The organism is Streptomyces syringium, assembly GCF_017876625.1.
GTDB lineage: Bacteria > Actinomycetota > Actinomycetes > Streptomycetales > Streptomycetaceae > Streptomyces > Streptomyces syringius.
In genome coordinates this window covers 3346540-3371955 of sequence record NZ_JAGIOH010000001.1, presented here as the reverse complement: position 1 = coordinate 3371955, position 25416 = coordinate 3346540, and the positions used below count along the sequence as shown (strand labels likewise).

General features: G+C 70.6%; 25 protein-coding genes. 15 read left to right on the top strand and 10 right to left on the bottom strand.

The window, feature by feature from the left end:
- Positions 1 to 611: 611 nt before the first annotated feature.
- Positions 612 to 1640, top strand: coding sequence for a lactonase family protein (locus tag JO379_RS14790; protein WP_209515294.1), 1029 nt, complete (start codon positions 612 to 614; stop codon positions 1638 to 1640).
- Here the strand turns inward: JO379_RS14790 and JO379_RS34140 are convergent.
- Positions 1624 to 2004, bottom strand: a complete 381-nt coding sequence (locus tag JO379_RS34140; RefSeq protein WP_209518709.1) for a DDE-type integrase/transposase/recombinase — start codon at positions 2002 to 2004, stop codon at positions 1624 to 1626. The genes JO379_RS14790 and JO379_RS34140 overlap by 17 nt on opposite strands.
- Positions 2005 to 2244: 240 nt before the next feature.
- Here JO379_RS34140 and JO379_RS14780 point away from each other — a divergent pair, with 240 nt between their 5' ends.
- Entirely contained in the window at positions 2245 to 3177 is a 933-nt protein-coding gene (locus JO379_RS14780) for a transposase family protein (RefSeq protein WP_209515291.1), read from the top strand.
- Between the two features lie 282 nt (positions 3178 to 3459).
- Here JO379_RS14780 and JO379_RS14775 read toward each other — a convergent pair whose 3' ends face one another.
- Entirely contained in the window at positions 3460 to 4638 is a 1179-nt protein-coding gene (locus JO379_RS14775; protein ID WP_209514724.1) for an IS4 family transposase, read from the bottom strand.
- Between the two features lie 247 nt (positions 4639 to 4885).
- On the bottom strand, positions 4886 to 5476 hold the full coding sequence (locus JO379_RS14770) for a hypothetical protein (protein ID WP_130879026.1): 591 nt from the start codon (positions 5474 to 5476) through the stop codon (positions 4886 to 4888).
- Positions 5477 to 5603: 127 nt separating this feature from the next.
- Between JO379_RS14770 and tsaB the strand changes: the two genes are divergently transcribed.
- The 3 genes from tsaB to tsaD are packed head-to-tail and all read left to right on the top strand — an operon-like array spanning position 5604 to position 8102.
- Positions 5604 to 6272 carry a tRNA (adenosine(37)-N6)-threonylcarbamoyltransferase complex dimerization subunit type 1 TsaB gene (tsaB, locus tag JO379_RS14765; RefSeq protein WP_130879027.1) on the top strand — a complete coding sequence of 223 codons (669 nt, stop codon included), beginning with the start codon at positions 5604 to 5606 and terminating at the stop codon, positions 6270 to 6272.
- 23 nt (positions 6273 to 6295) lie between these two features.
- Positions 6296 to 6955, top strand: a complete 660-nt coding sequence (rimI, locus tag JO379_RS14760; RefSeq protein WP_207303954.1) for a ribosomal protein S18-alanine N-acetyltransferase — start codon at positions 6296 to 6298, stop codon at positions 6953 to 6955.
- Positions 6948 to 8102, top strand: coding sequence for a tRNA (adenosine(37)-N6)-threonylcarbamoyltransferase complex transferase subunit TsaD (tsaD, locus tag JO379_RS14755; RefSeq protein ID WP_130879028.1), 1155 nt, complete (start codon positions 6948 to 6950; stop codon positions 8100 to 8102). The genes rimI and tsaD overlap by 8 nt, the downstream gene beginning before the upstream one ends.
- Positions 8103 to 8105: 3 nt before the next feature.
- On the opposite strand, the gene JO379_RS14750 is transcribed toward tsaD, so the two are convergent.
- A complete protein-coding gene (locus JO379_RS14750; protein WP_209515290.1) occupies positions 8106 to 9311 on the bottom strand; it encodes a THUMP-like domain-containing protein in 1206 nt (401 codons plus the stop codon).
- 92 nt (positions 9312 to 9403) lie between these two features.
- Between JO379_RS14750 and JO379_RS14745 the strand changes: the two genes are divergently transcribed.
- The 4 genes from JO379_RS14745 to groL all read left to right on the top strand — a co-directional run bounded on the left by JO379_RS14745 (position 9404) and on the right by groL (position 13500).
- Entirely contained in the window at positions 9404 to 9964 is a 561-nt protein-coding gene (locus JO379_RS14745; RefSeq protein WP_130879030.1) for a flavoprotein, read from the top strand.
- A gap of 241 nt (positions 9965 to 10205) precedes the next feature.
- A complete protein-coding gene (locus JO379_RS14740) occupies positions 10206 to 11087 on the top strand; it encodes a polysaccharide deacetylase family protein (RefSeq protein ID WP_130879031.1) in 882 nt (293 codons plus the stop codon).
- Positions 11088 to 11439: 352 nt separating this feature from the next.
- On the top strand, positions 11440 to 11748 hold the full coding sequence (gene groES, locus JO379_RS14735; protein ID WP_010986397.1) for a co-chaperone GroES: 309 nt from the start codon (positions 11440 to 11442) through the stop codon (positions 11746 to 11748).
- A 129-nt stretch (positions 11749 to 11877) separates the two neighbouring features.
- Complete coding sequence (groL, locus tag JO379_RS14730) at positions 11878 to 13500, top strand: chaperonin GroEL (RefSeq protein ID WP_130879032.1); 1623 nt, start codon at positions 11878 to 11880, stop codon at positions 13498 to 13500.
- 116 nt (positions 13501 to 13616) lie between these two features.
- Here groL and JO379_RS14725 read toward each other — a convergent pair whose 3' ends face one another.
- Both JO379_RS14725 and JO379_RS14720 read right to left on the bottom strand, forming a co-directional pair.
- Positions 13617 to 14378, bottom strand: a complete 762-nt coding sequence (locus JO379_RS14725; protein ID WP_130879033.1) for an SDR family NAD(P)-dependent oxidoreductase — start codon at positions 14376 to 14378, stop codon at positions 13617 to 13619.
- A gap of 9 nt (positions 14379 to 14387) precedes the next feature.
- Positions 14388 to 15125: an MOSC domain-containing protein gene (locus JO379_RS14720; protein WP_130879034.1), complete on the bottom strand. Its 738-nt coding sequence runs from the start codon at positions 15123 to 15125 to the stop codon at positions 14388 to 14390.
- A gap of 82 nt (positions 15126 to 15207) precedes the next feature.
- Between JO379_RS14720 and JO379_RS14715 the strand changes: the two genes are divergently transcribed.
- On the top strand, positions 15208 to 16119 hold the full coding sequence (locus tag JO379_RS14715) for a LysR family transcriptional regulator (protein ID WP_130879035.1): 912 nt from the start codon (positions 15208 to 15210) through the stop codon (positions 16117 to 16119).
- Between the two features lie 76 nt (positions 16120 to 16195).
- Here the strand turns inward: JO379_RS14715 and JO379_RS14710 are convergent, their stop codons facing one another.
- Positions 16196 to 16510: a WhiB family transcriptional regulator gene (locus tag JO379_RS14710; protein WP_130879036.1), complete on the bottom strand. Its 315-nt coding sequence runs from the start codon at positions 16508 to 16510 to the stop codon at positions 16196 to 16198.
- Between the two features lie 427 nt (positions 16511 to 16937).
- Between JO379_RS14710 and JO379_RS14705 the strand changes: the two genes are divergently transcribed.
- From JO379_RS14705 to JO379_RS14690, 4 genes are all read left to right on the top strand, one after another.
- Entirely contained in the window at positions 16938 to 17549 is a 612-nt protein-coding gene (locus tag JO379_RS14705) for a response regulator transcription factor (RefSeq protein WP_003948568.1), read from the top strand.
- Positions 17550 to 17915: 366 nt separating this feature from the next.
- Positions 17916 to 18515, top strand: coding sequence for a sigma-70 family RNA polymerase sigma factor (locus tag JO379_RS14700; RefSeq protein WP_130879037.1), 600 nt, complete (start codon positions 17916 to 17918; stop codon positions 18513 to 18515).
- A gap of 166 nt (positions 18516 to 18681) precedes the next feature.
- Positions 18682 to 20184 carry an IMP dehydrogenase gene (guaB, locus tag JO379_RS14695; protein WP_130879038.1) on the top strand — a complete coding sequence of 501 codons (1503 nt, stop codon included), beginning with the start codon at positions 18682 to 18684 and terminating at the stop codon, positions 20182 to 20184.
- 120 nt (positions 20185 to 20304) lie between these two features.
- Positions 20305 to 21432, top strand: coding sequence for a GuaB3 family IMP dehydrogenase-related protein (locus JO379_RS14690; RefSeq protein WP_130879039.1), 1128 nt, complete (start codon positions 20305 to 20307; stop codon positions 21430 to 21432).
- An 85-nt stretch (positions 21433 to 21517) separates the two neighbouring features.
- Here JO379_RS14690 and JO379_RS14685 read toward each other — a convergent pair whose 3' ends face one another.
- A complete protein-coding gene (locus JO379_RS14685; protein ID WP_130879040.1) occupies positions 21518 to 22129 on the bottom strand; it encodes a hypothetical protein in 612 nt (203 codons plus the stop codon).
- 207 nt (positions 22130 to 22336) lie between these two features.
- Between JO379_RS14685 and JO379_RS14680 the strand changes: the two genes are divergently transcribed.
- Entirely contained in the window at positions 22337 to 23491 is a 1155-nt protein-coding gene (locus JO379_RS14680; RefSeq protein ID WP_130879041.1) for a rod shape-determining protein, read from the top strand.
- A 71-nt stretch (positions 23492 to 23562) separates the two neighbouring features.
- On the opposite strand, the gene JO379_RS14675 is transcribed toward JO379_RS14680, so the two are convergent.
- On the bottom strand, positions 23563 to 24816 hold the full coding sequence (locus tag JO379_RS14675; RefSeq protein WP_209515287.1) for an RNA polymerase sigma factor: 1254 nt from the start codon (positions 24814 to 24816) through the stop codon (positions 23563 to 23565).
- Positions 24813 to 25175, bottom strand: a complete 363-nt coding sequence (locus JO379_RS14670; protein WP_130879043.1) for a YciI family protein — start codon at positions 25173 to 25175, stop codon at positions 24813 to 24815. The genes JO379_RS14675 and JO379_RS14670 overlap by 4 nt, the downstream gene beginning before the upstream one ends.
- Between the last annotated feature and the right edge of the window lie 241 nt (positions 25176 to 25416).

The following is a 25416-nucleotide window of genomic DNA, read 5'->3' as shown; positions in this document are numbered from 1 at the left end:
CGGTTGATGCGCTGGTGTTATCCATACACCGCGCTTCGTCCGAGGACTCCCGGCCGCCGTGACCGTGCCGCACAGCCTCACGCCGCCGACATCCTCGGACGTGCCCGGCGTCGCGGCGAACAGCGGGGCATGGACGCAAATTCAGCATCAGCCCCTGACTCATGTCAATCGTGAGGGCAGTCCTCCCTCTGGAGCAGCATCGTCTGAATATCCATAATCAGCCGGCTTCACTCCGAGCGCCTCCTTCCTGCGCCCTGCCCAACCCACCACAAGAGCAGTACCGTAAAGGGACCCCAAAGACCACGAGCCACCTGAGCGCCCATCCATTCAGCAGTTCACCGCCGCCACCGCACTCGACGAACCCGGCCGGGCCCTCGCCGTCGGGCAACAAGTACTGGCTCGCCGACACCGATACCGGCACCAGCTCCCTCACCACAGAACCCAAAACGCTCACCGCCGACGTCCGCAGGGCCATTGACAGCAAGACCATCCTGCTCCTCGACGCCGCCCACACCTGGTACACCGTCACCCCCCCACGTCGACCAGGACCAACAGACCGGCGCCACCGACTGGGACACCTTCCAGCTCAAGACCAGCTAAGGAGAACCACCATGAGCAAGCTCACCCTGTACGCCCCCTCCCCGTTCCGCATCCGGACCATCGACACCAGCACGCGAACGGTGAGCGATCCAGTGAGCAGCCTGGAGGGCGGACTTTCCCATGGCGGAATCCTCTTGCTGGATGCCCCCCGGTCGCTGGTCTATCGCATCGGTAACTCCGAGCACGTCGATGAGATCGATGTCAGTAATCCCAAAAGCCCGACCGCAGCTCACCTGGCGGCCGGGAAAGGGGCGAAGCTGCTGTGTGCAGCCCTTGCCGGCGGCTTCGGACAGCCACCCCATGTCGATCAGCGTCTTTACTGCGGCGGCAGCGACGGGTTCATCTACACCTTCCCCCTTGACCCCAGCGGCAAGACCCGCAAGACGAACTCCGCTCCCGCTCCCTATGAAGTCGAAGGCGCCCACGGCAGGCCCATCGTCGACCTTGCCGTCACCTCCGACGGCACCCACGCCTTCGCCCTCATTTCAAGCAGCGACGGCAAAGCTGCCGCGGTCACCAAAGACCTCAAACCCATGCCCCACAACCCACGAGTCCACTACTACGCCGACCGCCCCCAATGGAACACCATCCCCCACCCCGACCACATCAGCCTCACCCCCGACGAACGCCACCTCATCGTAACTGATTTCGGCGGAAAGAAATGCACCATCATCGATACCACGACAACCAAATCTTATGAACGTCCACTCGCCGACTACGCCGGCGTGCCAGTACACGTGGACAACACTACTGCCTGTTTTCTTTGTCCCGGCCGATTCCACAGCATCGATCTCGAAAGCGGGGAACCAAAAAAGGGGCCCGAAATGACCGGAATCACCACGAGTCTCTTTTACTTCGCCGCGACTGGAGCGGGGTGTGCGTTCTTCGCCAGCCCTTATTACAATAAGGTTTCGTGCTGCCTTTCCGATTGCAACGGGAATGGGCAAACCTTCATTTTTTCAGAGCACTCGAAAGACCTAACCCTGGAGACGCACGCAGATATGACCCTGGGAATCGGTGTGATTACCGAAGGCGGCTGATGAACCGACAGAACCCCACGACATCCGGTGTCCACGCATTCTCGCCTTTGAGGGTCTCCCTCTTGAACGCGGCGTTGAAGCTTTCGGCGGCGGCGTTGTCTGCGCTGGCTCCGATCGCACCCATGCTCTGGCGAACCCCTGCTGACCTGTAGATTTCAGCGAAGACCGTGCTCGAATACTGCGAGCCGTGGTCGGTGTGCATGATCGATCCGGCAAGGCTTCCGCAGGTCTGCTCAGCGGCTTCGAGGGCGTCGATGACGAGTTCGGTCCGCATGTGGTCGGCGACCGCCCACCCGGCCAGACGGCGTAAGGCGAGGTCGATGACGGTCGCGAGGTAGAGCGGCTTCGAGCCTTTGACTGGCAGGGTATGTGATGTCGCCGACGTATTTGGTGTTCACCGCGGCCGCAGTGAAGTGTCGTCCGAGTAGATCCGGTGCCTTCGCCGCGGCCTGGTCCGCAACGGTGGTGTGGTGCCGGCGGCGCAGGCGGACTCCCTCGAGCCCGATGGCCCCCATGATCCTCGCGACGCGCTTGTGGTTGACCACCGGGCCTAACGACCTCGTGCATGGTTGGCGGCGGGGCGTGATGGCAGCATGTTGGGTTCATGCGGAATGTTTCGCGTGCGGTGATCGTTGGCAGCCCGCGGATCACCGGGTTGACTGTGGACGTGATCGCTGAACTCGTTGCCGAGGTCGGCCCGTTGTGGACGGAGCAGCGTCACCGGCGCCTTGTGCAACGCCAGCGGGTGCGAGCGGTGGGGGCCGGGGCCAGGTACAAGCTGGTCTTCGTCGACCGGCTGCTCGTCACGCTCGTCCATCTCCGCCACGGTGTCACGCACGACGTGTTGGCCTGCTGGTTCGGCGTGGACCGCTCTACCGTCACCCGCGCGGTCGGTGAGATGCGACCGTTGCTGGCTCAGCGGGGATGCCAGGTTGAGCCCGGTATTCGGCTGCGCACGCTGGCCGAGGTAATCGAGTACCTCGGTGCGAGTGGACGTGCTGCGATCATCGATGCCACCGAGGTCCGAGTCCGGCGTCCCGCGGCCGGCACCGCGGGACGCGATCGCTACGTGTCCGGCAAGAGCAAGCAGAACGCCGTGAAGTTGCTCGTCGTCACGGACGCGCGGGGCCGCCTGCTGTTCGGCGGCGCCCTCAGACCGGGCAGCTGCCCAGACATCACCCAGGCTCGCGACGCAGGGCTGGTGGAACTCCTGCGCCAGCAAGGCAGTCTCGAGGTTCTGGCCGACGCCGGATACCAAGGTCTGGGCGCCCAGACCGGTGGACAGGTGATCACGCCGCCGCACCGCAAGTTCAAGAAGAACGCCCCACCGTGGTGGGAGGAGTTGTTCGCCCAGCAGCGCCGGGCGCATGCCTCGCAGCGCATTCGCGTCGAGCACGGCATCGCCCATCTCAAGAACTGGCGGGCACTGGCTCGTCACCATGGCCGCCGTGAACTCCTCGACGAGATCGTCCCGGCAGCCGCCTGCCTGGCCGCTGCCGGACAGGCACGCCAACAGCAGCCGAAAACCGCGCGATGAACTCCGCGGATAACTACATCCATCACGCCCCGCCGCCAACCATGCACGAGGTCGTTAAAGCCAATGCCGTTGCGTTACGGTCTGGCCGTTCTCGGTGGGTGGATGAGGACGGCCTGGGTGGGGGTTTGGGTGGGTTGTGGCCAGTGGCGGTGTGCGGCTCTTTTGAGCCGGTAGTTGGACATCTTGCGTTTCACGACCCGTGGTTGACTGCGAAGTCGGCGTGGGGGCCGAAGGCCGTCCAGGCTGTCGTCACGCCACCGCGTCAGGTGTCCGATCAGCAGTTCAGGGGGAAAAGACACCTGGCGAGGTGGTGACGCTGCGCCGGACGGCGCGCAGCGTGTCGGTGAAGGAGAGCCGGTCCGGATCGGTTCTTTGGGCGGTGGCGCATCGGACCATCAGAGACCGCAGGGCGTAGTGGACCAGCAGGTGCGCCCAGATCTGCTGGCGCACACCCTCGGGCGTCTTGCTGGAGAGCACGACCCGCGGACCGCGCTGCTGCGTCTTGATCTCGGCGAATACCGATTCGGCCTCCCACCGCTCGCAGTACACGGCGGCCAACTCCGCTGCGGGGTAGAGCTCTTCGTCGAGGAGGTCGGTGACCAGGCGGTACTCCTCCACTCCCGAACGGGGACCGATTCCTTCGAGCCCGTAGGCGATCACCCGCACCCGGACCGGGTCACGCTTCTTCCCGTCGGTGCCGGCATGCAGGCGGCTGAGCCAGGAGCCGTCCGCAAGCCGCTGCTGAACGGGAAGCACCCGGTTCGCCGAGACCCGCCACAGCAGATGGGCACCGGTCGCGGTGAAGGCCCGCCACAACGGCACACCGAGGAACTCACGGTCGGCGAGCACGAGCATGTCCGGGCCGGTTGAGCGCACCAGCCGGGCCGACAGGGTCAGCTCGCCGACCCGGCAGCCGCCCAGCTCCGCGTCGAGCACCGCATGCGTCCCGCACTCAACCAACGCGGCCATTCGTACCTGCGGGAACGCCGACCGGTCCGGCTTGCGGGTGTTGCCCGGACGGCCGAACTCCGCAGCATTCGCAGGTGAGTCGGCGACGTCCCAGCAGGTGCCGTCCACTGCCGTCAGCCGAAGTCGCCGCCAGGACGCACCGGGTGTTCCCGTCCCGGCCAAGGGCCTCGCGGTGGCGGCGAACAGCACCCGCAACGGTTCAGCCCCGAGCCTCTCCCGGGCCCTGAACAGGGATGACTTGGCGGGGATCCGCCAGTCGCCCCACAGGCCGGCACTCCGCAGGCCCTCGGCCAGATGCCTCAGCACCTCCAGATACGGCGCCGGGGAGAACAGCGCCAGACCCAGCACGAAATAGACCGTAAGCCGAGCCGGCAACAGCCGTCTGCGCTGTTCGGTCCGGCCGCACGCCGCCACCACCCGATCCACCAAGCCCGGCGGATACACCCAGGTCAACAACCCCAGACCCGCCAGCTCAGGCACACGCTCAGCCATCGGCACCACCCCCGGAACAGCACCCAAAGCCTACGCCCACAGCTATCGCAACGGCATTGGGCCTAGAGCCTGTTCTCGGGTGCACCCCCGCTGCGCGGTGGTGTCCTCAATTGCCGGACGGGCCGGTTGTGGCTGGCCTCAGCCGATTCCAGCCCGTCCGGCGATTGAGGACGCGCCCGAAGGGCACCCCGCCGAAGGCGGCCAGGACAGGCACCCGTACGAGTGAGCCCGGTCAGGGCCAACGCACTTACTGAACGACGACGACCTTCGTGCCGTGGACCGCGAACGCCCACATCGCGTCGCCGTCGGGCCGCGTCTCGCGGATGCCGCCGGTCTTCTTCGCGTTCGCCGCCGGAGCCGGCATCGAGCCGTCGACCGCCGCGCTGAAGCCGAAGACGATCCCGGGCAGGCTGTGGAAGCGCACCACGTGCTCGACGGGCGTGCCGTCCGAGCCGACGACCTGGGGGGCGCGCGAGGTCACCGCGTACGTCCCCGGCTTCAGGGCGGCCGTGCTGGGCGTGACCTCGAAGGTCCGGGTGGCCTTGCCGTCGGCGCCGACCAGCCACACCCGCTTCTGCCCGAGCGCGTAGACGACCCGCTGCCCGGTGCCCGAACCGGCCGGGACCGGCGCCGCCGCCTTCTCCTGGCCCGTCTTGCCCTTGCCGGCCGCGTCCTTGCCGTCCTTGGCCTTCTCCCCGGTCTTGCCGGGGGAGGAGGAAGAGGTGGCCCGGGCGGGGCGGTCGGGTGCGGCCTGTGCCTGGAAGGCGAGGAAGCCGACCGCGGCCAGTGCCGCCGCCGTGAGTCCGGCCACCACGGCCCCCGCGCTGCTGCGTGCCACGCTGCGCACCCTTTCGTCCTGCGTACGACTTTGCGGCTGACCGTAGCACCGCGCACGCCCCCGCCGTGCCCTCGGCGGAGGCGGGCGCGCGCACCGGGTGCCCCCGTGCGCGCCGTAGGCTGTCCATGTGCTGCTGCTCGCTCTTGATACCGCCACCCCCGCCGTGACCGTCGCCCTCCACGACGGGGACACCGTCGTAGCCGAGTCGAGCCAGGTGGACGCCCGCCGTCACGGCGAGCTCCTGCTGCCCGCCGTCGACCGGGTGCTCGCCGAGGCGGGCCGCACACTGGACGCCGTGACCGGGATCGTCGTCGGTGTGGGCCCCGGACCGTACACCGGCCTGCGGGTCGGCATCGTCACCGCCGCGACCTTCGCCTCCGCGCTGTCCGTCCCCGTGCACAGCCTGTGCTCCCTCGACGGGATCGCCTACGCCGCCGGCCAGGCGGGCCTGGAGGGCGAGTTCGTCGTGGCGACGGACGCGCGCCGCAAGGAGGTCTACTGGGCCCGCTACGCGGACGCGCGCACGCGCGTGACCGAGCCCGCCGTGGACCGCCCCGCCGACCTCACCGAGCCGCTCGCGGGCCTCACGGCCGTCGGCGCGGGCGCCGTGCTCTACCCCGACGCCTTCTCGGACGTACGGGCCGACCTGCCCCAGCACCAGTCGGCGGGCGCGCTGGCGTCCCTCGCGGCGGAGAAGCTGCGGACGGGCGGCGAGTTCCTGCCGGACCAGCCCCTGTACCTGCGCCGCCCGGACGCGCAGGTGCCGGCCAACTACAAGGTGGTCACCCCCAAGTGAGCCAGGCCGTGCGGATCCGTGAGATGCGCTGGTGGGACATCGCCCCGGTGCTGGAGCTGGAGCGCGCGCTCTTCCCCGACGACGCCTGGTCCAAGGGGCTCTTCTGGTCCGAGCTGGCCCACGCGCGCGGGGCGAACGCCAACCGCCGCTACGTCGTCGCGGAGCTGCCCGGCGGTGCGGACGGCGCCGACGACGCCCCGGGCGCCGGTGACGCCGGAGTGGCCGGGCGCCACGCGAGCGCGGCCGGCGGACCGGGCACCGGCGCCGGCACCACGGCCACGGGCGGCCGCATCGTCGGCTACGCGGGCCTCGCGGCCATCGACGGCACCGGCGACGTCCAGACCATCGCCGTGGCCTACGACCACTGGAGCACGGGCCTGGGCGCCCGCCTCCTGACCGAGCTGCTCACCACCGCGACCGACTTCGAGTGCCGCGAGGTGCTCCTGGAGGTCCGGGTCGACAACACCCGCGCCCAGCGGCTGTACGAGCGCTTCGGCTTCGAGCCGGTCGGAGTGCGGCGCGGCTACTACCAGCCGGGCAACATCGACGCGCTGGTCATGCGCCTCGCGACCGACGCGCCCTCCGCCGACGCTTCCGGCCCCGCCGAATCCGCGGAACCCTCCTCCGCCTCCGACAGCGGCTCCGCCGCACAGAACACCGAGCAAGGAATGACCCATGGCTGACGAACCTCTCGTACTCGGCATCGAGACCTCGTGCGACGAGACCGGAGTCGGCATCGTCCGCGGCCACACCCTCCTCGCCGACGCGGTCGCCTCCAGCGTCGACGAGCACGCCCGCTTCGGCGGCGTCGTTCCCGAGGTCGCCAGCCGGGCCCACCTCGAAGCCATGGTCCCGACCATCCAGCGCGCCCTGAAGGACGCGGGCGTGAGCGCGCGGGACCTCGACGGCATCGCGGTCACCGCCGGCCCCGGCCTCGCGGGTGCCCTGCTCGTCGGCGTCTCGGCGGCCAAGGCCTACGCGTACGCGCTCGGCAAGCCCCTCTACGGCGTCAACCACCTCGCCTCGCACATCTGCGTCGACCAGCTCGAACACGGCGCGCTGCCCGAGCCGACGATGGCGCTGCTGGTCAGCGGCGGCCACTCGTCCCTGCTGCTGGCGCCCGACATCACCTCCGACGTCCGCCCGCTCGGCTCGACCATCGACGACGCGGCGGGCGAGGCCTTCGACAAGGTCGCCCGCGTCCTGAACCTCGGCTTCCCCGGCGGCCCGGTCATCGACCGCTACGCCCGGGAGGGCGACCCCGCGGCGATCAAGTTCCCGCGCGGTCTGACGGGCCCGCGCGACCCGATCTACGACTTCTCCTTCTCCGGCCTGAAGACCGCCGTCGCCCGCTGGATAGAGGCCAAGCGCGCGGCGGGCGAGGACGTGCCCGTCGCGGACGTGGCGGCGTCCTTCCAGGAGGCCGTCGTCGACGTCCTCACCCGCAAGGCCGTCCGCGCCTGCAAGGACAACGGCGTCGACCACCTCATGATCGGCGGCGGCGTCGCCGCCAACACCCGGCTGCGCGCCATGGCCCAGCGCCGCTGCGAGGACGCGGGCATTGTGCTGCGCGTACCCAGCCCGAAGCTCTGCACGGACAACGGCGCGATGGTCGCGGCGCTCGGCGCGGAGATGGTGGCGCGGGGGCGCGCGTCGTCGTCGTGGGACCTCTCGGCCGACTCGTCGCTCCCGGTGACGGAGACGCACGTGCCGGGCACGCACGACGAGGACCACGACCACGGAGACGGTCACGGTCACTCACACGGTCACGGCCACGCGCACGACCACGACCACTTCCACGAGCTGAGCAAGGACAACCTCTACTCCTGACCGTCAGCCGGCCGGGTGCCCCAGCAGCATCGTCGGGGCGCCCGCCACCCGGGTGAGCAGAATCGTGCAGGAGTTCGGCCCTGCGGGCTTGAGCTTCTTGCGCAGCTCCTCCGGCTCGACCGCCGACCCGCGCTTCTTCACCGTCACGACGCCCACCTCGCGCTCGCGCAGCAGGGCCTTGAGCTTCTTCAGGTTGAAGGGCAGCACGTCCGTGATCTCGTACGCCGCCGCGTACGGCGTCGGGCGCAGCTCGTCGCTCGTCACATACGCGATCGTCTCGTCGATCAGCCCCCCGGCGAGCTCCTCGGCCGCCTCCGCGACCAGGTGCGCGCGGATGACCGCGCCGTCGGGCTCGTAGAGATAGCGGCCCACGGGCCGTACGGCCGGGTCCGGCAGGCCTTCGCCCAGCAGGGACGCGGCCCGGGGCAGCAGCGTCGCCCGCCGTGCCCCCGGCTGCGTGCCGAACCACAGCACGGCCTCCTTCACATCGCCGCCGTCCGAGATCCACTCGGCCTCCGCGTCGTCGGGGATCGCCTCGTGCGGCACCCCGGGCGCGATCTTGAGCGCGGCGCGCGGTGCGGTGCGGGCGGCCCCGATCGCCCAGGACAGCGGCGGTGAATACGCCTCGGGGTCGAAGATCCGGCCCCGCCCGCCGCGCCGCGCCGGGTCGACGAACACCGCGTCGTAGCCGGTGGTGTCGATCTCGGCGACATCCGCGCACCGCACCTCGATCAGGTCGGACAGCCCCAGGGCGGCCGCGTTGGCACGGGCGACCTCGCAGGTCAGCGGGTCGCGGTCGACGGCCAGCACGAAGACCCCGGCGCGCGCCAGCGCGATGGCGTCACCGCCGATGCCGCAGCAGAGATCGGCGAGACGGCGGACGCCGAGCGCGGCGAACCGCCCGGCGCGGTACTCGGCCACCGACTTGCGGGTGGACTGCTCGACGCCGTTGGGGGTGAAGAACATGCGGTACGCGTCCTCGGCCCCGAACTTCGCCACCGCGCGCTGTCGCAGCCGCGCCTGGCCGAGCGCGGCCGAGACCAGCTCGGCGGGGTACTCACGGCGCAGCCGGGTCGCGGTGGCGAGCTCCTGGGCGGGGTCGTAGTCGCGCAGGGTGTCGAGGAGCCGCCGCCCTTCGTCGGTGAGGAGCGCGGCGAAGGCGTCGGTGGGCGAGCCGGTGGAAGAGTTCGGTGCGGGCACGTGTCTCATTCTCGCCGACGCCCGGCGCCCCGGCCGTCGGTGCCCGCCCGGCGGGAACGCACCACTTGCGGGCCCCGGCCGCACCCCGTGGACTGGCCCGTATGACCGCGAACGGCACCGCGCGCCGCGTCCTGTACCTGATCGCCTGCGCTGCCCCGCCCACCCGCCGGATCGCCGACGGCATCCGCGCCGCCCAGACGGCCGGCTGGGACGTCTGTCTGATCCTCACGCCCACCGCGCACCGCTGGCTGGCCGACGAGACGGCCGCCCTGCGGGACCTGACCGGGCATCCGGTCCGGCACGCGTACAAGCTCCCCGACGAGCCCGACGTGCTGCCCGCCGCCGACGCCGTCCTCGTCGCGCCCGCCACCTTCAACACGCTGAACAAGTGGGCCGCCGGCATCGCCGACACCCTCGCGCTCGGGCTCGTCACCGAGGCGATCGGGCTGCGCCTGCCCCTCGCCGCCCTGCCGCACCTCGGCGCCGCCCAGGCCGCGCACCCCGCGTTCGGGCGCAACATCGCGTTCCTGCGCGAGGCGGGCGTGACCGTCCTCCTCGGCGGCGACGGCTACCACCCGGAGCGGGGCGACGAAGTCGACGCCTTCCCCTGGGCGGCCGCCGTCGCGGCCCTGCCGGCACCAGCACCGGCACCGGAGCTGTAGCGCTTGTCCGCCGGGTCTTCGGGGGGCTCCCAACGCCCGGCACCGGGGGCTCCTCCCGGCGGCAGCCGGGGGGAGCCCGCCGCGTGCCGCCGACATGCGCCCGGCACGAGGGCGACCCTCCGTCGTGCGCTCGCACGCCCCGGACGCCGCTCGCCGATCCACGAAGATCTGCCGGGCAGGAACCGGCCCCACGTGCCGTCCCGGACCAGGCGCATCGAACACATGAACAACAATCGTGCCGGTGAGCACGACTGTTTCCGGCCTCCGGGCCGCCCTCGCCACCGCCCTCCCCGTCTGCGCCGCGACGCTCCTGCTGACGGGCCTGCTCTCGGGCTGCTCGTCCGGCGCCGATGCCGGAGCCGATGCCGGAAAGGGCGAGCGGACCCGCGCGTCCGAGAAGGCCGCCGCCCGGCCGCCCGCACCCGCCCCCGACGCGGACGCCTACCGCCGCTGGGGCCTCGACAAGCCCCTCGCCCCGCCCCCGGCCCCGCCCGCGCGCAAGCTGACGGAGAGCGTGCAGGCGGGCGGCGCGCCCCTGCTCGTACGGCGGGTGCCCACCCGGGACAAGGTCGTCTTCGTGACCATCGACGACGGGGCCGAGAAGGACCCGGAGTTCGTGAAGATGGCCGAGGACCTCAAGCTGCCGCTGACGATGTTCCTCACCGACGACATCGCCCGCGCCGGCCGCGGCTACCCCTACTTCGACCGGCTCCACGCCCTCGGCAACGGCGTCCACAACCACACCCTCGGCCACCCCGACCTGCGCACCCTTGACCCCGACGCCCAGCGCCGCCAGATATGCGGACAGCAGGACGCCCTGGCCAAGCGGTACGGCGCCCGCCCGGCGCTCTTCCGCCCGCCCTACGGCAACTACAACGACGCCACCCTCGCCGCCGCCGGCGGCTGCGGAGTGAAGGCGGTCGTGCTGTGGGAGGCCACCATGCAGATCAACGACATGCGGTACGCGCAGGGCGGCAGGCTGCGGCCCGGTGACATCGTCCTCGCGCACTTCCGCGGGCCCAAGGAGCTGAAGGGCACGTCGATGACCCGGATGACGGCGAACATGCTGCGCAGCATCCAGAAGCAGGGCTACACGGTGGCCCGCCTGGAGGACTACCTCTGAGGGCCCGGCGGAGGATTACCCCCGGCGACGCGCGGGAAGATCCACCCCTGCGGCCCCCGGCGCGCCGGTGCGGGCCGTGCACGTGTCCCGTGCGAGGCCTGTACGAGGTCCTGTGCGAGGCCCTGTGCGAGGGGGTCACCCCAGGGGTGGAACGGGACGCGCAGCGCACGCCGAATTGGCACTCCGCTTGACCGAGTGCTAACCGCGTCATAGTCTCGGCTCCGTTGGCACTCTCCACCGGGGAGTGCCAGACACGGCGACGGGCAGCTCCGGCACCCGCGACGACGGATCCGACCTGGTCGCCACCTCAGACAGTTAACCCCGTGAGATCTCCGAAGGGGGAGGTCGGATCGTGACGACCGCCAGCTCCAAGGTTGCCATCAAGCCGCTCGAGGACCGCATTGTGGTCCAGCCGCTCGACGCCGAGCAGACCACGGCCTCTGGCCTGGTCATCCCGGACACCGCGAAGGAGAAGCCCCAGGAGGGCGTCGTCCTGGCCGTGGGCCCGGGCCGCTTCGAGGACGGCAACCGTCTTCCGCTCGACGTTACCGTCGGCGACGTCGTGCTCTACAGCAAGTACGGCGGCACCGAGGTGAAGTACAACGGCGAGGAGTACCTCGTCCTCTCGGCTCGCGACGTTCTCGCGATCGTCGAGAAGTAGCCGGGGTCCGGGGGCAGGTCCCCCGGAAAGTACCGAACCCCAGTTTGCATTGATCTACGCCCCGGCCACCCGAGTCTGAACAACCGGGCGACCGGGGCGTAGTTCTTTCGAGAGGACACAACAGCTCCCATGGCGAAGATTCTGAAGTTCGACGAGGACGCCCGTCGCGCCCTTGAGCGCGGCGTCAACAAGCTTGCCGACACCGTGAAGGTGACGATCGGTCCCAAGGGCCGCAACGTCGTCATCGACAAGAAGTTCGGTGCCCCCACCATCACCAACGACGGTGTCACCATCGCGCGCGAGGTCGAGCTCGACGACCCGTACGAGAACCTGGGCGCCCAGCTCGTGAAGGAGGTGGCGACCAAGACCAACGACATCGCGGGTGACGGCACCACCACCGCCACCGTGCTGGCCCAGGCGCTGGTCCGCGAGGGTCTGCGCAACGTCGCCGCCGGCGCCTCCCCGGCCTCGCTGAAGAAGGGCATCGACGCCGCGGTCAAGGCCGTGTCCGATGAGCTTCTCGCGACCGCCCGTCCGATCGAGGACAAGACCGACATCGCCGCCGTGGCCGCGCTCTCCGCGCAGGACAAGCAGGTCGGCGAGCTCATCGCCGAGGCGATGGACAAGGTCGGCAAGGACGGTGTCATCACCGTCGAGGAGTCCAACACCTTCGGCCTGGAGCTGGACTTCACCGAGGGCATGGCCTTCGACAAGGGCTACCTCTCGCCCTACATGGTCACCGACCAGGAGCGTATGGAGGCCGTCCTCGACGACCCGTACATCCTGATCCACCAGGGCAAGATCTCCTCGATCCAGGACCTGCTCCCGCTGCTCGAGAAGATCATCCAGGGTGGCGCCTCCAAGCCGCTCCTGATCATCGCCGAGGACGTCGAGGGCGAGGCGCTCTCCACCCTCGTCGTCAACAAGATCCGCGGCACGTTCAACGCCGTGGCCGTCAAGGCCCCCGGCTTCGGCGACCGCCGCAAGGCGATGCTCGGCGACATGGCCACCCTCACCGGTGCCACCGTCATCGCCGAGGAGGTCGGCCTCAAGCTCGACCAGGCCGGTCTGGATGTGCTGGGCACCGCCCGCCGCGTGACCATCACCAAGGACGACACCACCATCGTCGACGGTGGCGGCAACTCCGAGGACGTCGTCGGTCGCGTCAACCAGATCAAGGCCGAGATCGAGTCCACGGACTCCGACTGGGACCGCGAGAAGCTCCAGGAGCGCCTCGCCAAGCTCGCCGGTGGCGTCTGCGTCATCCGCGTGGGTGCGGCCACCGAGGTCGAGCTCAAGGAGAAGAAGCACCGTCTGGAGGACGCCATCTCCGCGACCCGCGCCGCGGTCGAGGAGGGCATCGTCTCCGGTGGTGGCTCCGCGCTCGTCCACGCCGTCAAGGTCCTCGAGGGCAACCTCGGCAAGACCGGCGACGAGGCCACCGGTGTCGCCGTGGTCCGCCGCGCCGCCGTCGAGCCGCTGCGCTGGATCGCCGAGAACGCCGGCCTCGAGGGCTACGTCATCACCGCGAAGGTGGCGGAGCTCGAGAAGGGCCAGGGCTTCAACGCCTCGACCGGTGAGTACGGCGACCTGGTGAAGGCCGGCGTCATCGACCCGGTCAAGGTCACCCGCTCCGCCCTGGAGAACGCCGCGTCCATCGCGTCGCTGCTGCTCACGACCGAGACCCTGGTCGTCGAGAAGCCGGCCGACGAGGAGCCCGAGGCCGGCCACGGCCACGGTCACTCCCACTAGTCGCGACCACCGCCCGGTGGCGGCCGCTTCGCGCGGTGGCCACTCGGCACGGCCGAGGCCCGGCACCCCTTCGGGGGCGCCGGGCCTCGGCCGTTCTCCCTCCGGGCCGTGGGAACCTACCGGCGGCCCGTCCCCGACGACGCCCGCCCGAGCGCCCCGCGCGGCGCCAGCTTCGCCAGACCGCTGAACGCCTTGTACCGGGGGTCGGGCACGGAGATGGTCTTGCCGCGCGCCAGGTCCTTCAGCGCCGAGGTCACGAGCTTGTCCGCGTCCAGCCACAGCCAGTTCGGGATGTTCTCCGCGGGCATGCCCGCCCGCTCGTGGAACTCCGTCCGGACGAAGCCCGGGCACAGCGCCATCAGCCGCAGCCCGCTGCCCTCCAGGTCCTTCGCCGCACCCTGGGTGAACTGCACGACCCACGCCTTGCTCGCCCCGTAGGTGCCGCGCGGCACGAACGCGGCCACCGACGCGACGTTGACCACGCCGCCGCGCCTGCGCTCGCGCATACCGGGGACGGCAGCCGACGTCAGCCGCAGCACCGCCTCGCAGTGCACCTTGAGCATCCTCAGCTCGTCGGCCATCGTGACCTCGAGGAAGACGCCCTTGTTCCCGAACCCGGCGTTGTTGACCAGCAGATCCACCGGCTGCGTACGGTCCGAGAGCCGGGCCTCGACCGCCCCGATGCCCTCGTCGTCCGCCAGATCCGCGCGGAGCACCTCCGCTTCCACGCCGTGCCGGTCGTGGAGCTCGGTCGCCTGTTCGTTGAGCCGCTTCTCGTCGCGCGCCACGAGCACCAGATTGTGCCCGTCGGCCGCCAGCCGCCGAGCGAAGGCCGCGCCGATGCCGGCCGTCGCTCCCGTGATCAGTGCAGTCGTCATACGGGAACGTTAGTGCTCGCCGCCGTCCCGCGGGGCCTCCGCCGCCCCCGCTGACCCTTCCGGCTGATTCCGCTGCCGCGCCAGGTACTTGTGGACGGCCTCCACGGCCTCCGGAGGCAGGGCGTCACCGGCCGCCAACACCCGGGGCAGCAGGGCCCGTTCGGTGGTGAGCGCCCGGAAGAGGAAGGAGATGCTCACCTCGTGGCCGGGCCGGTGCACGATCGTCACCGCATCACCCGCACGGACCTCGCCGGACTCCACGACCCGCAGATACGCGCCGGGCGCGGCCTCCTGGGTGAACCGCTTCGTCCAGCCCGACTCGCCCAGCCAGTCCGCGAAGGTCCGGCAGGGGATGCGCGGCGCGGAGACCTCCAGCACCAGCTGTGCGCCGATCCGCCAACGTTCGCCGATGAGCGCGCCATTGACGTCGACTCCGCAGGTGGTGAGGTTCTCGCCGAAGGAGCCGTGGGGCAGCCGCCGGCCCAACTCCCGCTCCCAGCCGTCCAGGTCCTCGCGGGCGAACGCGTACACCGCCTGGTGGTCCCCGCCGTGATGGCGCAGATTGACCACCTCGTCCCCGGCGAGGCCGCTCCCCGCGACGCCCTTCGGCCCGGGCGGGGCCACGGCGACCGGCCCGGCGACGGGCCGCTTGTCGATGCCGGTGTCCATGCCGGCCGCGAATCCGGGGGCGTCGCCGGGGGCCGCCGCGGTCGTCGCGCGGCCCACGTTCACAGAGATCACGTACATGAGGGGCAAGGTTAGGTGCGCGGCCCTCAAAGGGGCGAACGCATATTTTCTGGCTTCCCCAAGAAGGCCTTATGCTCGAAGCATGATCGAGGCTCGTCATCTGAGGGTGCTGCGCGCGGTGGCCGCCACCGGTTCGTTCTCGGCCGCGGCGCGCGAGCTGGGCTGCACCCAGCCCGCCGTCAGCCAGCAGATGAAGGCCCTGGAGCAGTCCACGGGCACACCACTGCTGATCCGCACGGGCCGCGAGATGCGCCTGACGCAGGCGGGCGAGGCCCTCGTCCGGCACGCCTCGGGGATCCTGGCCGGGCTGACCGCGGCCGAGGAGGAGATCGCGGCGATCGCGGGGCTGCGCGCCGGGCGGGTGCGGCTGGTCTCCTTCCCCAGCGGCAGCTCGACGCTGGTACCGGGCGCGCTCGCGGCGATGCGGGCCGCCCACCCGGGCACGCGGGTCTCCCTCGTCGAGGCCGAACCGCCGCGCTCGGTGGAGATGCTGCGCGACGGCGACTGCGAGATCGCGCTGGCCTTCCGCTACCCCGAGGTGCGCGGCGCCGACCCGGCGGCGAGCGCGGAGTGGGACGACCTGGTCGTGCGGCCGCTGCTGACCGACCGGCTCATCGGCGTGGTCCCGGAGGGGCACCGGCTGGCCGGGGCCGACCGGGTCGGGATCGAGGAGCTGGCGGACGAGCCGTGGATCGCGGGCTGCCCGCGGTGCCGCCTGCACCTGGTCGAGGTGTGCGAGAGCGCGGGCTTCACGCCGCGGATCGACTTCGCCACCGATGACTATCCGGCGGTCTTCGGGCTGGTCGGGGCCGGGCTCGGGGTCGCGGTGATGCCGGAGCTGGCCCTGGAGTCGGTACGCCCCAAGGGCGCCCGGATCGTACCGGTCGAGCCCGTCGTGCAGCGCGAGATCGTCGCCCTCACCCTGCCGGACCTGGCCCGGGTTCCGGCCGTCGGGGCGATGCTCGAACAGCTGGCGGCGGCCGCTCGTCGCTGAGCGCTCCTGATGAGACGTTTCTTCAGCGCGGACGCCGAGCGATGGAACGTTTCTTCACGCGACAGGGCATGTGGTCTCACGCACTGAGAGCGCCGGTCACGGCGATGCTCCGGTGTCGCGCGCGTCCCATCAGCTCCTCGCGTTCATCCTCGGTGAGCCCGCCCCACACGCCATAGGGCTCGCGCACGGCCAGCGCGTGCGCCGCGCACTCCGCGCGCACGGGGCAGCGCATGCACACCTCTTTCGCCGATGCCTCGCGGGCGCTGCGGGCGGCGCCGCGTTCGCCCTCGGGGTGGAAGAAGAGCGAGCTGTCGACCCCTCGGCACGCCGCCAGGAGCTGCCAGTCCCACAGGTCGGCGTTGGGACCGGGAAGACGGGAGAAATCTGCCATTGCTTATCCCCTCGAAGCGATCTGTGACGCGATGTGTCCTGAGTGGTGTGCGGGTTGATCCTCTGAGGAGTTCCCCGTCATCTGCTGTGTAAGCAGATGTAAATATGACTCATTGCGAATCTAGCCATAGACACCAGCAAATGGGAAGAAAAACGGCGCCGGATGGGCAAATGGGGCATAGCTTGAGTGGTGAGCAGGGCGCCCCCAATGCGCCCTGCTCCGTGTCCGCGCCCTCACGTAGAGTGCCGAACGTGGCCGACCGAGCCCGTAACTCTTTCGGGTGACCGTCGTTGAGAGTGCGGAGGCGGTTGACGGATGAAGCAGTCGGGCAGGTGTCCGACCCAGCGGGAAATCGTTGATCGCACAGGTGACGATCAGTACCAGCCTGGAGGCTCAAGGTGACGCGCATCAGCTGCGGAGGGCGGCCATGACATCCGTCCTCGTCTGCGACGACTCCCCGCTTGCCCGAGAAGCGCTCCGTCGTGCGGTGGCGACCGTGCCCGGCGTCGAGCGTGTGACGACGGCGGCCAACGGCGAGGAAGTCCTCCGCCGCTGGGGCGCCGATCGTTCGGACCTCATTCTGATGGACGTTCGGATGCCGGGGCTCGGCGGTGTGGAGACCGTGCGCCGGCTGCTCTCCGCCGACCCCGGGGCCCGGATCATCATGCTCACGGTGGCCGAGGACCTCGACGGGGTCGCGCTCGCGGTCGCCGCCGGGGCGCGCGGCTATCTGCACAAGGACGCCTCGCGCGCCGAGCTGCGGGCGACCGTGACCCAGGCGCTCGCCGACCCGACCTGGCGCCTCGCCCCCCGGCGGCTGCGCTCGGCGGAGATGGGCGCGGCGCCCACGCTCACCGCGCGGGAGATCCAAGTGCTCGAAGGTATGAGCCACGGTCGGTCCAACGCGGAGATCGGCCGTGAGCTGTTCCTCTCCGAGGACACGGTCAAGACCCACGCGCGGCGTCTGTTCAAGAAATTGGGCGCCTCGGACCGGGCGCACGCGGTGGCGCTCGGCTTCCGCTGGGGCCTGGTCCGCTAGGGCGTGGTGTGGCGCGCAGTGTCGTGAGGCCGCGGTGCGCGCCACCCCGGTGGTGCCTGCCGCGGCCTCACCGCGTCGGCGTCCGACGCCGAAACTCCGAGCGATGCCGCATCCTTGGAGTGTGACTCCTCCCCGGCAGGAGCCGAAGCTTCTCACTCGGCCCCGAAAGATCTCATGACGGACAGGCCCTGCCCGGCGCCGTACGGCACGGGCACAAGCTATCGGTGGAGTCGTGAGTGCAGGGGCGGGCATACCCGAAAGGGGGAGGCGCTAGACGTGAGTGCGAGGACACCGACGCGTAACGGTTCGATGCACAACCACGAGGGCGATGCCACGGAAGCTTCCACAGCGAGGCACCATGGACCGATGCGCGACGACGACAAGGCGGGGTCTCCCATGCCCACAGCCCCAGGGGAGATCGGCGCCCTCGTCGCGCGCGCCGTGGAGGGTGACCGGCGGGCCACCCACGATCTGCTGGCCCTGGTGCACCCGCTCGCCCTGCGCTACTGCCGCACGCGGCTGTCGCGGCTGCCGGGCGACGCCAGGCACTTCGTGGACGATCTGGCCCAGGAGGTCTGCCTGGCGGTGCTGTGCGCCCTGCCGCGCTACCGCGACACCGGGCGGCCCTTCGAGGCCTTCGTCGTGGCCATCGCCGCGCACAAGGTCGCCGACCTGCAGCGGGCCGCGATGCGGCACGGCAGTACCGCGGTGCCGTCCGACGAGATGCCGGAGCAGCCCGACGACTCGCTCGGTCCCGAGGAGCGGGCGCTGCTCAGCAGCGACGCGGAGTGGGCGAAGAAGCTCCTCGCCAATCTCCCGGAGAACCAGCGCGAGCTGGTGCTGCTGCGGGTCGCCATCGGGATGACGGCGGAGGAGACGGGACAGATGCTCGGCATGTCGCCGGGTGCGGTGCGGGTCGCGCAGCACCGGGCCCTCAGCCGGCTCCGGGCGCTCGCCGAGCAGTGAAAGCGGCCCCGGGACGGATGCGGGGCGGCGCGGGTGCGGCCCGCGCACATCGTCGATTTGTCGGAACGTACAAGTGATGCGGGACTCAGCGGTCGTGGAATGGGACACCTGTGACGGCCGTTAGCATGGGAGTCCGCGCTGGGGCAAGACCATTTGGGAAGGTGTCATGACTGACAACGTCGACGGAATGCCCGGAAAATTCGCGATGCTCGGTCTGACATACGACGACGTCCTGCTGCTGCCGGGCGCCTCGGAGGTACTGCCGAACGGGGTCGACACCTCGTCCCGCGTCTCGCGCAACGTCCGGGTCAACATCCCGCTGCTGTCCGCCGCGATGGACAAGGTCACCGAGGCGCGGATGGCGATCGCCATGGCCCGTCAGGGTGGCGCGGGCGTGCTGCACCGCAACCTCTCCATCGAGGACCAGGCCAACCAGGTCGACCTGGTCAAGCGCTCCGAGTCGGGCATGGTCACCGACCCGATCACGGTCCGCCCGGACGCCACGCTCGCCGAGGCCGACGCGCTGTGCGCGAAGTTCCGGATCAGCGGCGTGCCGGTCACCGACCCGGCGGGCAAGCTGCTCGGCATCGTCACCAACCGCGACATGGCCTTCGAGCTGGACCGCCGCCGTCAGGTGCGCGAGGTCATGACGCCGATGCCGCTGGTGACGGGCAACGTCGGGATCTCCGGCGAGGACGCGATCGAGCTGCTCCGCCGCCACAAGATCGAGAAGCTGCCGCTGGTCGACGAGAGCGGTGTGCTCAAGGGCCTCATCACGGTCAAGGACTTCGTCAAGGCCGAGAAGTACCCGAACGCGGCGAAGGACTCCGAGGGCCGCCTGGTCGTCGGTGCCGCCGTGGGCGTGGGCGAGGAGGCGTACGAGCGCGCCCAGGCGCTCGTCGCGGCCGGTGCCGACTTCCTGGTCATCGACAGTGCCCACGGCCACAGCCGGGGCATCCTCGACATGATCGCCAAGGTCAAGTCCAACATCAACGTCGATGTCGTCGGCGGCAACGTCGCCACGCGCGACGGCGCCCAGGCGCTCATCGACGCGGGTGTCGACGGCGTCAAGGTCGGTGTCGGCCCGGGCTCGATCTGCACGACCCGCGTCGTCGCCGGCATCGGCGTCCCGCAGGTCACCGCCATCTACGAGGCCGCGCAGGCGTGCCACGCGGCCGGTGTGCCGCTGATCGGCGACGGCGGTCTGCAGTACTCCGGCGACATCGCCAAGGCGATCGCGGCCGGCGCGGACACGGTGATGCTCGGCTCGCTGCTCGCGGGCTGCGAGGAGTCGCCGGGCGAGATGGTCTTCATCAACGGCAAGCAGTTCAAGTCCTACCGGGGCATGGGCTCGCTGGGCGCGATGCAGTCGCGCGGCCAGGCCCGCTCGTACTCCAAGGACCGCTACTTCCAGGACAACGTCCTCTCCGAGGACAAGCTCGTGCCCGAGGGCATCGAGGGCCAGGTGCCCTACCGCGGCCCTCTCGCCTCGGTCGCGCACCAGCTCATCGGCGGTCTGCGGGCCTCCATGGGCTACGTCGGCTCGGCCGATGTGCAGGAGCTGAAGGACAAGGGCCGCTTCGTGCGCATCACGTCGGCGGGGCTCAAGGAGAGCCACCCGCACGACATCCAGATGACGACCGAGGCACCGAACTACTCCCGCCGGTAGTAGGCGGCAGGAGTACGCGCAGCGCAGGAGCCCGCGACCGAAAGGCCGCGGGCTTCGCCGCGTCGGGGATACTGGTATGCGCAGACGGAGCGCCAAGGAAAGTATTGAAAGGCCACACACGTGACTGAGATCGAGATCGGGCGCGGCAAGCGCGGCCGCCGGGCGTACGCATTCGACGACATCGCCGTCGTCCCGAGCCGCCGTACGCGCGACCCGAAGGAGGTCTCGATCGCCTGGCAGATCGACGCCTACCGCTTCGAGCTGCCGTTCCTGGCCGCTCCCATGGACTCGGTCGTCTCGCCCGAGACCGCCATCCGCATCGGTGAGCTCGGCGGCCTCGGCGTGCTGAACCTCGAGGGTCTGTGGACCCGCTACGAGGACCCGGAGCCGCTGCTCGCGGAGATCGCGGAGCTGGACGAGACCGCCGCGACCAAGCGCCTGCAGGAGATCTACGCCGCTCCGATCAAGGAGGAGCTGATCGGGCAGCGCATCAAGGAGGTCCGCGACTCCGGTGTCGTGACCGCCGCCGCGCTCTCCCCGCAGCGCACCGCGCAGTTCTCCAAGGCCGTCGTCGACGCGGGCGTGGACATCTTCGTGATCCGCGGGACGACCGTCTCCGCCGAGCACGTCTCCGGTGCCGCCGAGCCGCTGAACCTCAAGCAGTTCATCTACGAGCTCGACGTCCCGGTCATCGTCGGCGGCTGCGCGACCTACACCGCCGCGCTGCACCTGATGCGCACCGGCGCGGCGGGTGTCCTCGTCGGCTTCGGCGGTGGCGCGGCGCACACCACGCGCAATGTGCTGGGCATCCAGGTCCCGATGGCGACCGCGGTCGCCGACGTGGCCGCCGCCCGCCGTGACTACATGGACGAGTCCGGCGGCCGTTACGTCCACGTCATCGCGGACGGCGGCGTGGGCTGGTCGGGCGATCTGCCGAAGGCCATCGCCTGTGGCGCGGACGCCGTGATGATGGGCTCCCCGCTCGCGCGCGCCACGGACGCGCCGGGCCGCGGCTACCACTGGGGCATGGAGGCCGTCCACGAGGACGTGCCGCGCGGCAAGCGCATGAACCTGGGCACGGTCGGCACGACCGAGGAGATCCTCGCCGGTCCCTCGCACACCCCGGACGGCTCGATGAACATGTTCGGCGCGCTGCGCCGCGCGATGGCCACCACGGGCTACAGCGAGCTGAAGGAGTTCCAGCGGGTCGAGGTGACGGTCGCGCCGTCGCAGCACGACAACCGCTGATCCACGCCTTCGAGGGCCCGGACCGCTTCGGCGGTCCGGGCCCTTCGGCGTGTGCGGGGCCCGCCGGGCGACTCGGGGGTGGCTGTCAGCCGCCGAGCTTGCGGGCGGCGCTGAAGGCGCCGACGCCGCCGAGGGCGTAGAAGAGGACGTCCATGCCGCCCATGTCTTCCTTCCACGCCTTGTTGACGACCTCGAAGTGGTCGAAGAGCACCTCGGTGACCGGCACGTTCAGGAAGTCGGCGAGCGCCAGGGAGTAGCCGAATATCTGGCCGAGGTAGACGCCGAGGAGCCCGAGGGCCACGCCGACGACCGGGAGGACGGCGTTGCGTCCGCCGATCTTGCCGAGGGCCGCTCCGACGAGGGCGCCCACACCGATGGCGAGGTAGCCGATCTGGCGGCCGTCGGTGGCCTTGAGGATGTAGCCGTAGATGCCGGCGCCGACGAGCATGGCCACGATGCCGAGGAGCACCGCGAGGCCCACGTTGCCCTGGCGGACCGGCGCGGGCGGCGGCGGGAAGCCGCCGGGGGCGCCGTACTGCGGGGCGCCGTGCGGGGGCATGCCGTACGGCTGCTGGGGCTGCTGCTGGCCGTAGCCGGGCTGCGGGGGCTGCTGGCCGTACGGGCCGGGCTGCTGCGGCGGGGGCTGCTGGCCGTAGGGATTCGGCTGCTGCGGCTGCTGCTGCCAGGGCTGGTTCATGGTGGTGTCCCCCGTGGGCGAAGAAGATGAGCGCGAGAAAGTTGCAGAGTGTGAAGCGTGGGCCACAAGCTAGCAGCCGGGCCTGACAGCGCGACAAGAAAACCCGGTGGTCCCCGACATGACCCGGGCCGACGCACTGTCACCGACAGCGAGCGGGCCGCTGTGAACTCCGCATAAACGTTCGACCATAGGGAATAATGGCAACTTATGGCACAAAGCAAGTCGTTCAGCGGCAGGGACATGGGCATCGACCTCGGCACGGCGAACACGCTCGTGTACGTGCGGGGGAAAGGAGTGGTGCTCAACGAGCCATCGGTGGTCGCGGTCAACGCCGCTGACGGCGGAGTGCTCTCGGTCGGATCCGAGGCCAAGGAGACCATCGGCCGCACCCCTTCGAACATCGTGGCCATCCGCCCGCTGCGCGACGGCGTCATAGCCGACTTCGAGATAGCCGAGCGGATGCTCCGGCACTTCATCAAGAAGGTCACGGGCAACCGCCGCTTCTCCCGCCCGCGCGTCGTGGTGTGCGTGCCGTCGGGCATCACCGGCGTCGAGCGCCGCGCGGTCATCGAGGCCGCCACGCAGGCCGGGGCCCGTCAGGTGCATCTGATCGAGGAGCCGATGGCCGCGGCGATCGGCGCGGGCCTGCCGGTCAGCGAGCCGACCGGCTGCATGGTCGTCGACATCGGCGGCGGCACCACCGAGGTCGCCGTGATCTCGCTGGGCGGCATCGTCACGGCGCGCTCGGTGCGGACCGCGGGCGACGCCATGGACACGGCCATCACCTCGTACGTGAAGAAGCACTACGCCCTCGCGATCGGTGAACGGACCGCGGAGGAGATCAAGATGAGCATCGGCTCGGCTTCTCCCACGGCCTCCTGGACCGCGGCCGGGCTCAGCGCGCTCGCCAAGCAGCTGGAGAAGAACGACGGCCTGGAGGACGTCGGCGGCGACCCGGAGGAGACCCAGGGCCTGCTGCCCCCGGACCGCTTCACCATCCGCGGCCGCGACCAGGTCAGTGGTCTGCCCAAGACGCTGGAGCTGACGGCCGACGAGGTCCGGCACGCGCTGACGGAGCCGGTGGACGCGATCGTCATGGCCGTGCGGCAGACCCTGGACGAGACCCCGCCGGAGCTGGCGGGCGACATCATGGACCGCGGCATCGTCCTGACCGGCGGCGGTGCGCTGCTGCGCGGCCTGGACGTGCGGCTCAGCAAGGAACTCGACATCCCGGTGCTGGTCGCCGACGAGCCGCTGGACTGCGTGGCCGTCGGCACGGGCCGCTGCGTCGAGGACTTCGCCTCGCTCAGGACGGTCCTGGACGCGCAGCCGGGCCGGCTGCTCGGGACGGGCCGGCTGTAGGGACGGATACGAGGCCGGTCCGGCGTCTTCCCCCGGGTTCCGGGGGAGAGGCCGGGCCGGCCTTTTCGCCGTCAGCCCGGTAGGGGCGAGAGCCGTGCCGCGCGAGCGGTGAGGTGGCGCCGTTCCGGTGCGCTGGTGGTGCGTCGGGCGGCCTCGCGGTAGGCGTCCGCCGCTGCCTGCTGCCGGCCGAGCATCTCCAGCAGATGGGCCCGGGTGGCGAGCAGCCGGTGGTGGCGTGCCATGCGCTTGTCCGACGTCAGGGTCTCGAGGAGGCCGAGCCCGGCGGAGGGGCCGTGCACCATGGCGACGGCGACCGACCGGTTGAGGGTGACCATCGGGTTGGGAGCGGTGTGCTCCAGCAGTTCGTAGAGCGCGAGGATCTGCGGCCAGTCCGTGGCGTCGACGTGCTCGGCCTCGTCGTGGACGGCGGCGATGGCCGCCTGGAGTTGGTAGAGACCGACCTGCCCCCGGGGCAGCGTCCTGCTGATCACCTCGATTCCCTCGGCGACGAGCAGACGGTCCCACCGGCCCCGGTCCTGCTCGGCCAGCGGCACCAGGTCACCGTCGGGGCCGATGCGCGCGGGGCGGCGCGCGTCGGTGAGGAGCATCAGCGCCAGCAGGCCCGCCGTTTCCGCGTCGTCGGGCAGCAGGCGGTGCAGCAGCCGGGTGAGCCGGATCGCCTCGGCAGACAGGGCGGGTGCGGTCAGGTCGGCGCCGTCCGTGGTGGTGTAGCCCTCGTTGAAGACGAGATACAGCACGTGCAGCACCTCGGCCAGTCGTTCGGCCCGGTCGGCTGCCTCCGGCATGCGCAGCGGCGTGCCGGAGGCCTTGACGGTCTGCTTGGCCCGGCTGATGCGCTGGGCCATGGTGGCCTCCGGGACCAGGAACGCCGCCGCGATCTGTGCCGTCGTCAGGCCGCCGACCGCACGCAGCGTCAGCGCGATCCGGCTCGGGCGGGACAGCGCCGGGTGGCAGCACAGGAACAGCAGCGCGAGGGAGTCGTCCCGGTCCGTCTCCGGCTCGGCGTCGGCGGCCCGGCTCAGCAACTCCGCCTGCGGGGTGGCCAGGGCGATGCGCTCCTCGCGGTGCCTGCGCGCCTGTTCGCTGCGCACCTGGTCCACCAGCTTGCGGGAGGCGACGGTGACCAGCCAGGCCCGGGGCTGCTCCGGTATTCCCTCGGCCGGCCACTGGAGCGCGGCGGCGAGCAGCGCCTCCTGGACGGCGTCCTCACAAGTGTCGAAGACGCCGTACCGGCGGACCAGCGTGCCGAGGACCTGCGGCGCCAGCTCGCGCAGCAGGTCCTCGACACGGTGTCGCTCGCTCACATGTCCGCCGCGGACTCGTGCAGGACGGGCCACAGCTCGACGGGATCCGTGTCGGCGAAGGGCATGTCCGCGGCGATCTGCTGCGCGCGCTCCTCGCTCTCGCAGTCGAGCAGGTAGAAGCTGGCGAGGTACTCCTTGGTCTCCAGGTACGGGCCGTCGGTGACCACCGGGACGCCGGCCTCGCGCCGCACGAGCCGGGCGTTCGCCGCGTCCGCCAGACCGTAGGCGCCCACCAGCTCGCCGGTCTCGCGGTACTTCTTGTTGAACGCGTCCTGCTTGGCGATGGCCTCGGGCCATGCCTCGGCCGGGAAGGAGTCCCACTTCGCCTGGTTGCCGTAGATCATCGCGACGTACTTCATCTCGGGTGTCCCCTCAGTCCCGCGCGCCGGGCCGGCGCGCTGTCACCCTTCAGTCGGAGCGGGAAACCGTCCCTCGACATCCGACGACAACTTTCTTCGACTTTTTTCGCGGACTTTTTTCGCGGACTTTCATCGTGGGCCTTCGTTCGCGGACCTTCCTTCACGGACTCGAAGGTCGCGGCCGCGCCCCCGGTGCCACGAATGATCAACCTACTGCGTGGTCCGGGCGGCCTGCCGGCGC

Bases quoted from the DNA above. Each gene is read 5' to 3' on its own strand.
- JO379_RS14790 (WP_209515294.1), top strand. From the start codon at position 612: ATGAGCAAGCTCACCCTGTACGCCCCCTCCCCGTTCCGCATCCGGACC.
- JO379_RS14700 (WP_130879037.1), top strand. From the start codon at position 17,916: ATGCGCGACGACGACAAGGCGGGGTCTCCCATGCCCACAGCCCCAGGG.
- JO379_RS14775 (WP_209514724.1), bottom strand. From the start codon at position 4,638: ATGGCTGAGCGTGTGCCTGAGCTGGCGGGTCTGGGGTTGTTGACCTGG.
- JO379_RS14720 (WP_130879034.1), bottom strand. From the start codon at position 15,125: ATGTACGTGATCTCTGTGAACGTGGGCCGCGCGACGACCGCGGCGGCC.
- JO379_RS14680 (WP_130879041.1), top strand. From the start codon at position 22,337: ATGGCACAAAGCAAGTCGTTCAGCGGCAGGGACATGGGCATCGACCTC.
- rimI (WP_207303954.1), top strand. From the start codon at position 6,296: ATGCGCTGGTGGGACATCGCCCCGGTGCTGGAGCTGGAGCGCGCGCTC.
- JO379_RS14705 (WP_003948568.1), top strand. From the start codon at position 16,938: ATGACATCCGTCCTCGTCTGCGACGACTCCCCGCTTGCCCGAGAAGCG.
- guaB (WP_130879038.1), top strand. From the start codon at position 18,682: ATGACTGACAACGTCGACGGAATGCCCGGAAAATTCGCGATGCTCGGT.
- JO379_RS14780 (WP_209515291.1), top strand. From the start codon at position 2,245: ATGCGGAATGTTTCGCGTGCGGTGATCGTTGGCAGCCCGCGGATCACC.
- JO379_RS14670 (WP_130879043.1), bottom strand. From the start codon at position 25,175: ATGAAGTACGTCGCGATGATCTACGGCAACCAGGCGAAGTGGGACTCC.
- JO379_RS14685 (WP_130879040.1), bottom strand. From the start codon at position 22,129: ATGAACCAGCCCTGGCAGCAGCAGCCGCAGCAGCCGAATCCCTACGGC.
- JO379_RS14750 (WP_209515290.1), bottom strand. From the start codon at position 9,311: ATGAGACACGTGCCCGCACCGAACTCTTCCACCGGCTCGCCCACCGAC.
- JO379_RS14725 (WP_130879033.1), bottom strand. From the start codon at position 14,378: ATGACGACTGCACTGATCACGGGAGCGACGGCCGGCATCGGCGCGGCC.
- tsaD (WP_130879028.1), top strand. From the start codon at position 6,948: ATGGCTGACGAACCTCTCGTACTCGGCATCGAGACCTCGTGCGACGAG.
- JO379_RS14745 (WP_130879030.1), top strand. From the start codon at position 9,404: ATGACCGCGAACGGCACCGCGCGCCGCGTCCTGTACCTGATCGCCTGC.
- groL (WP_130879032.1), top strand. From the start codon at position 11,878: ATGGCGAAGATTCTGAAGTTCGACGAGGACGCCCGTCGCGCCCTTGAG.
- JO379_RS14710 (WP_130879036.1), bottom strand. From the start codon at position 16,510: ATGGCAGATTTCTCCCGTCTTCCCGGTCCCAACGCCGACCTGTGGGAC.
- JO379_RS14715 (WP_130879035.1), top strand. From the start codon at position 15,208: ATGATCGAGGCTCGTCATCTGAGGGTGCTGCGCGCGGTGGCCGCCACC.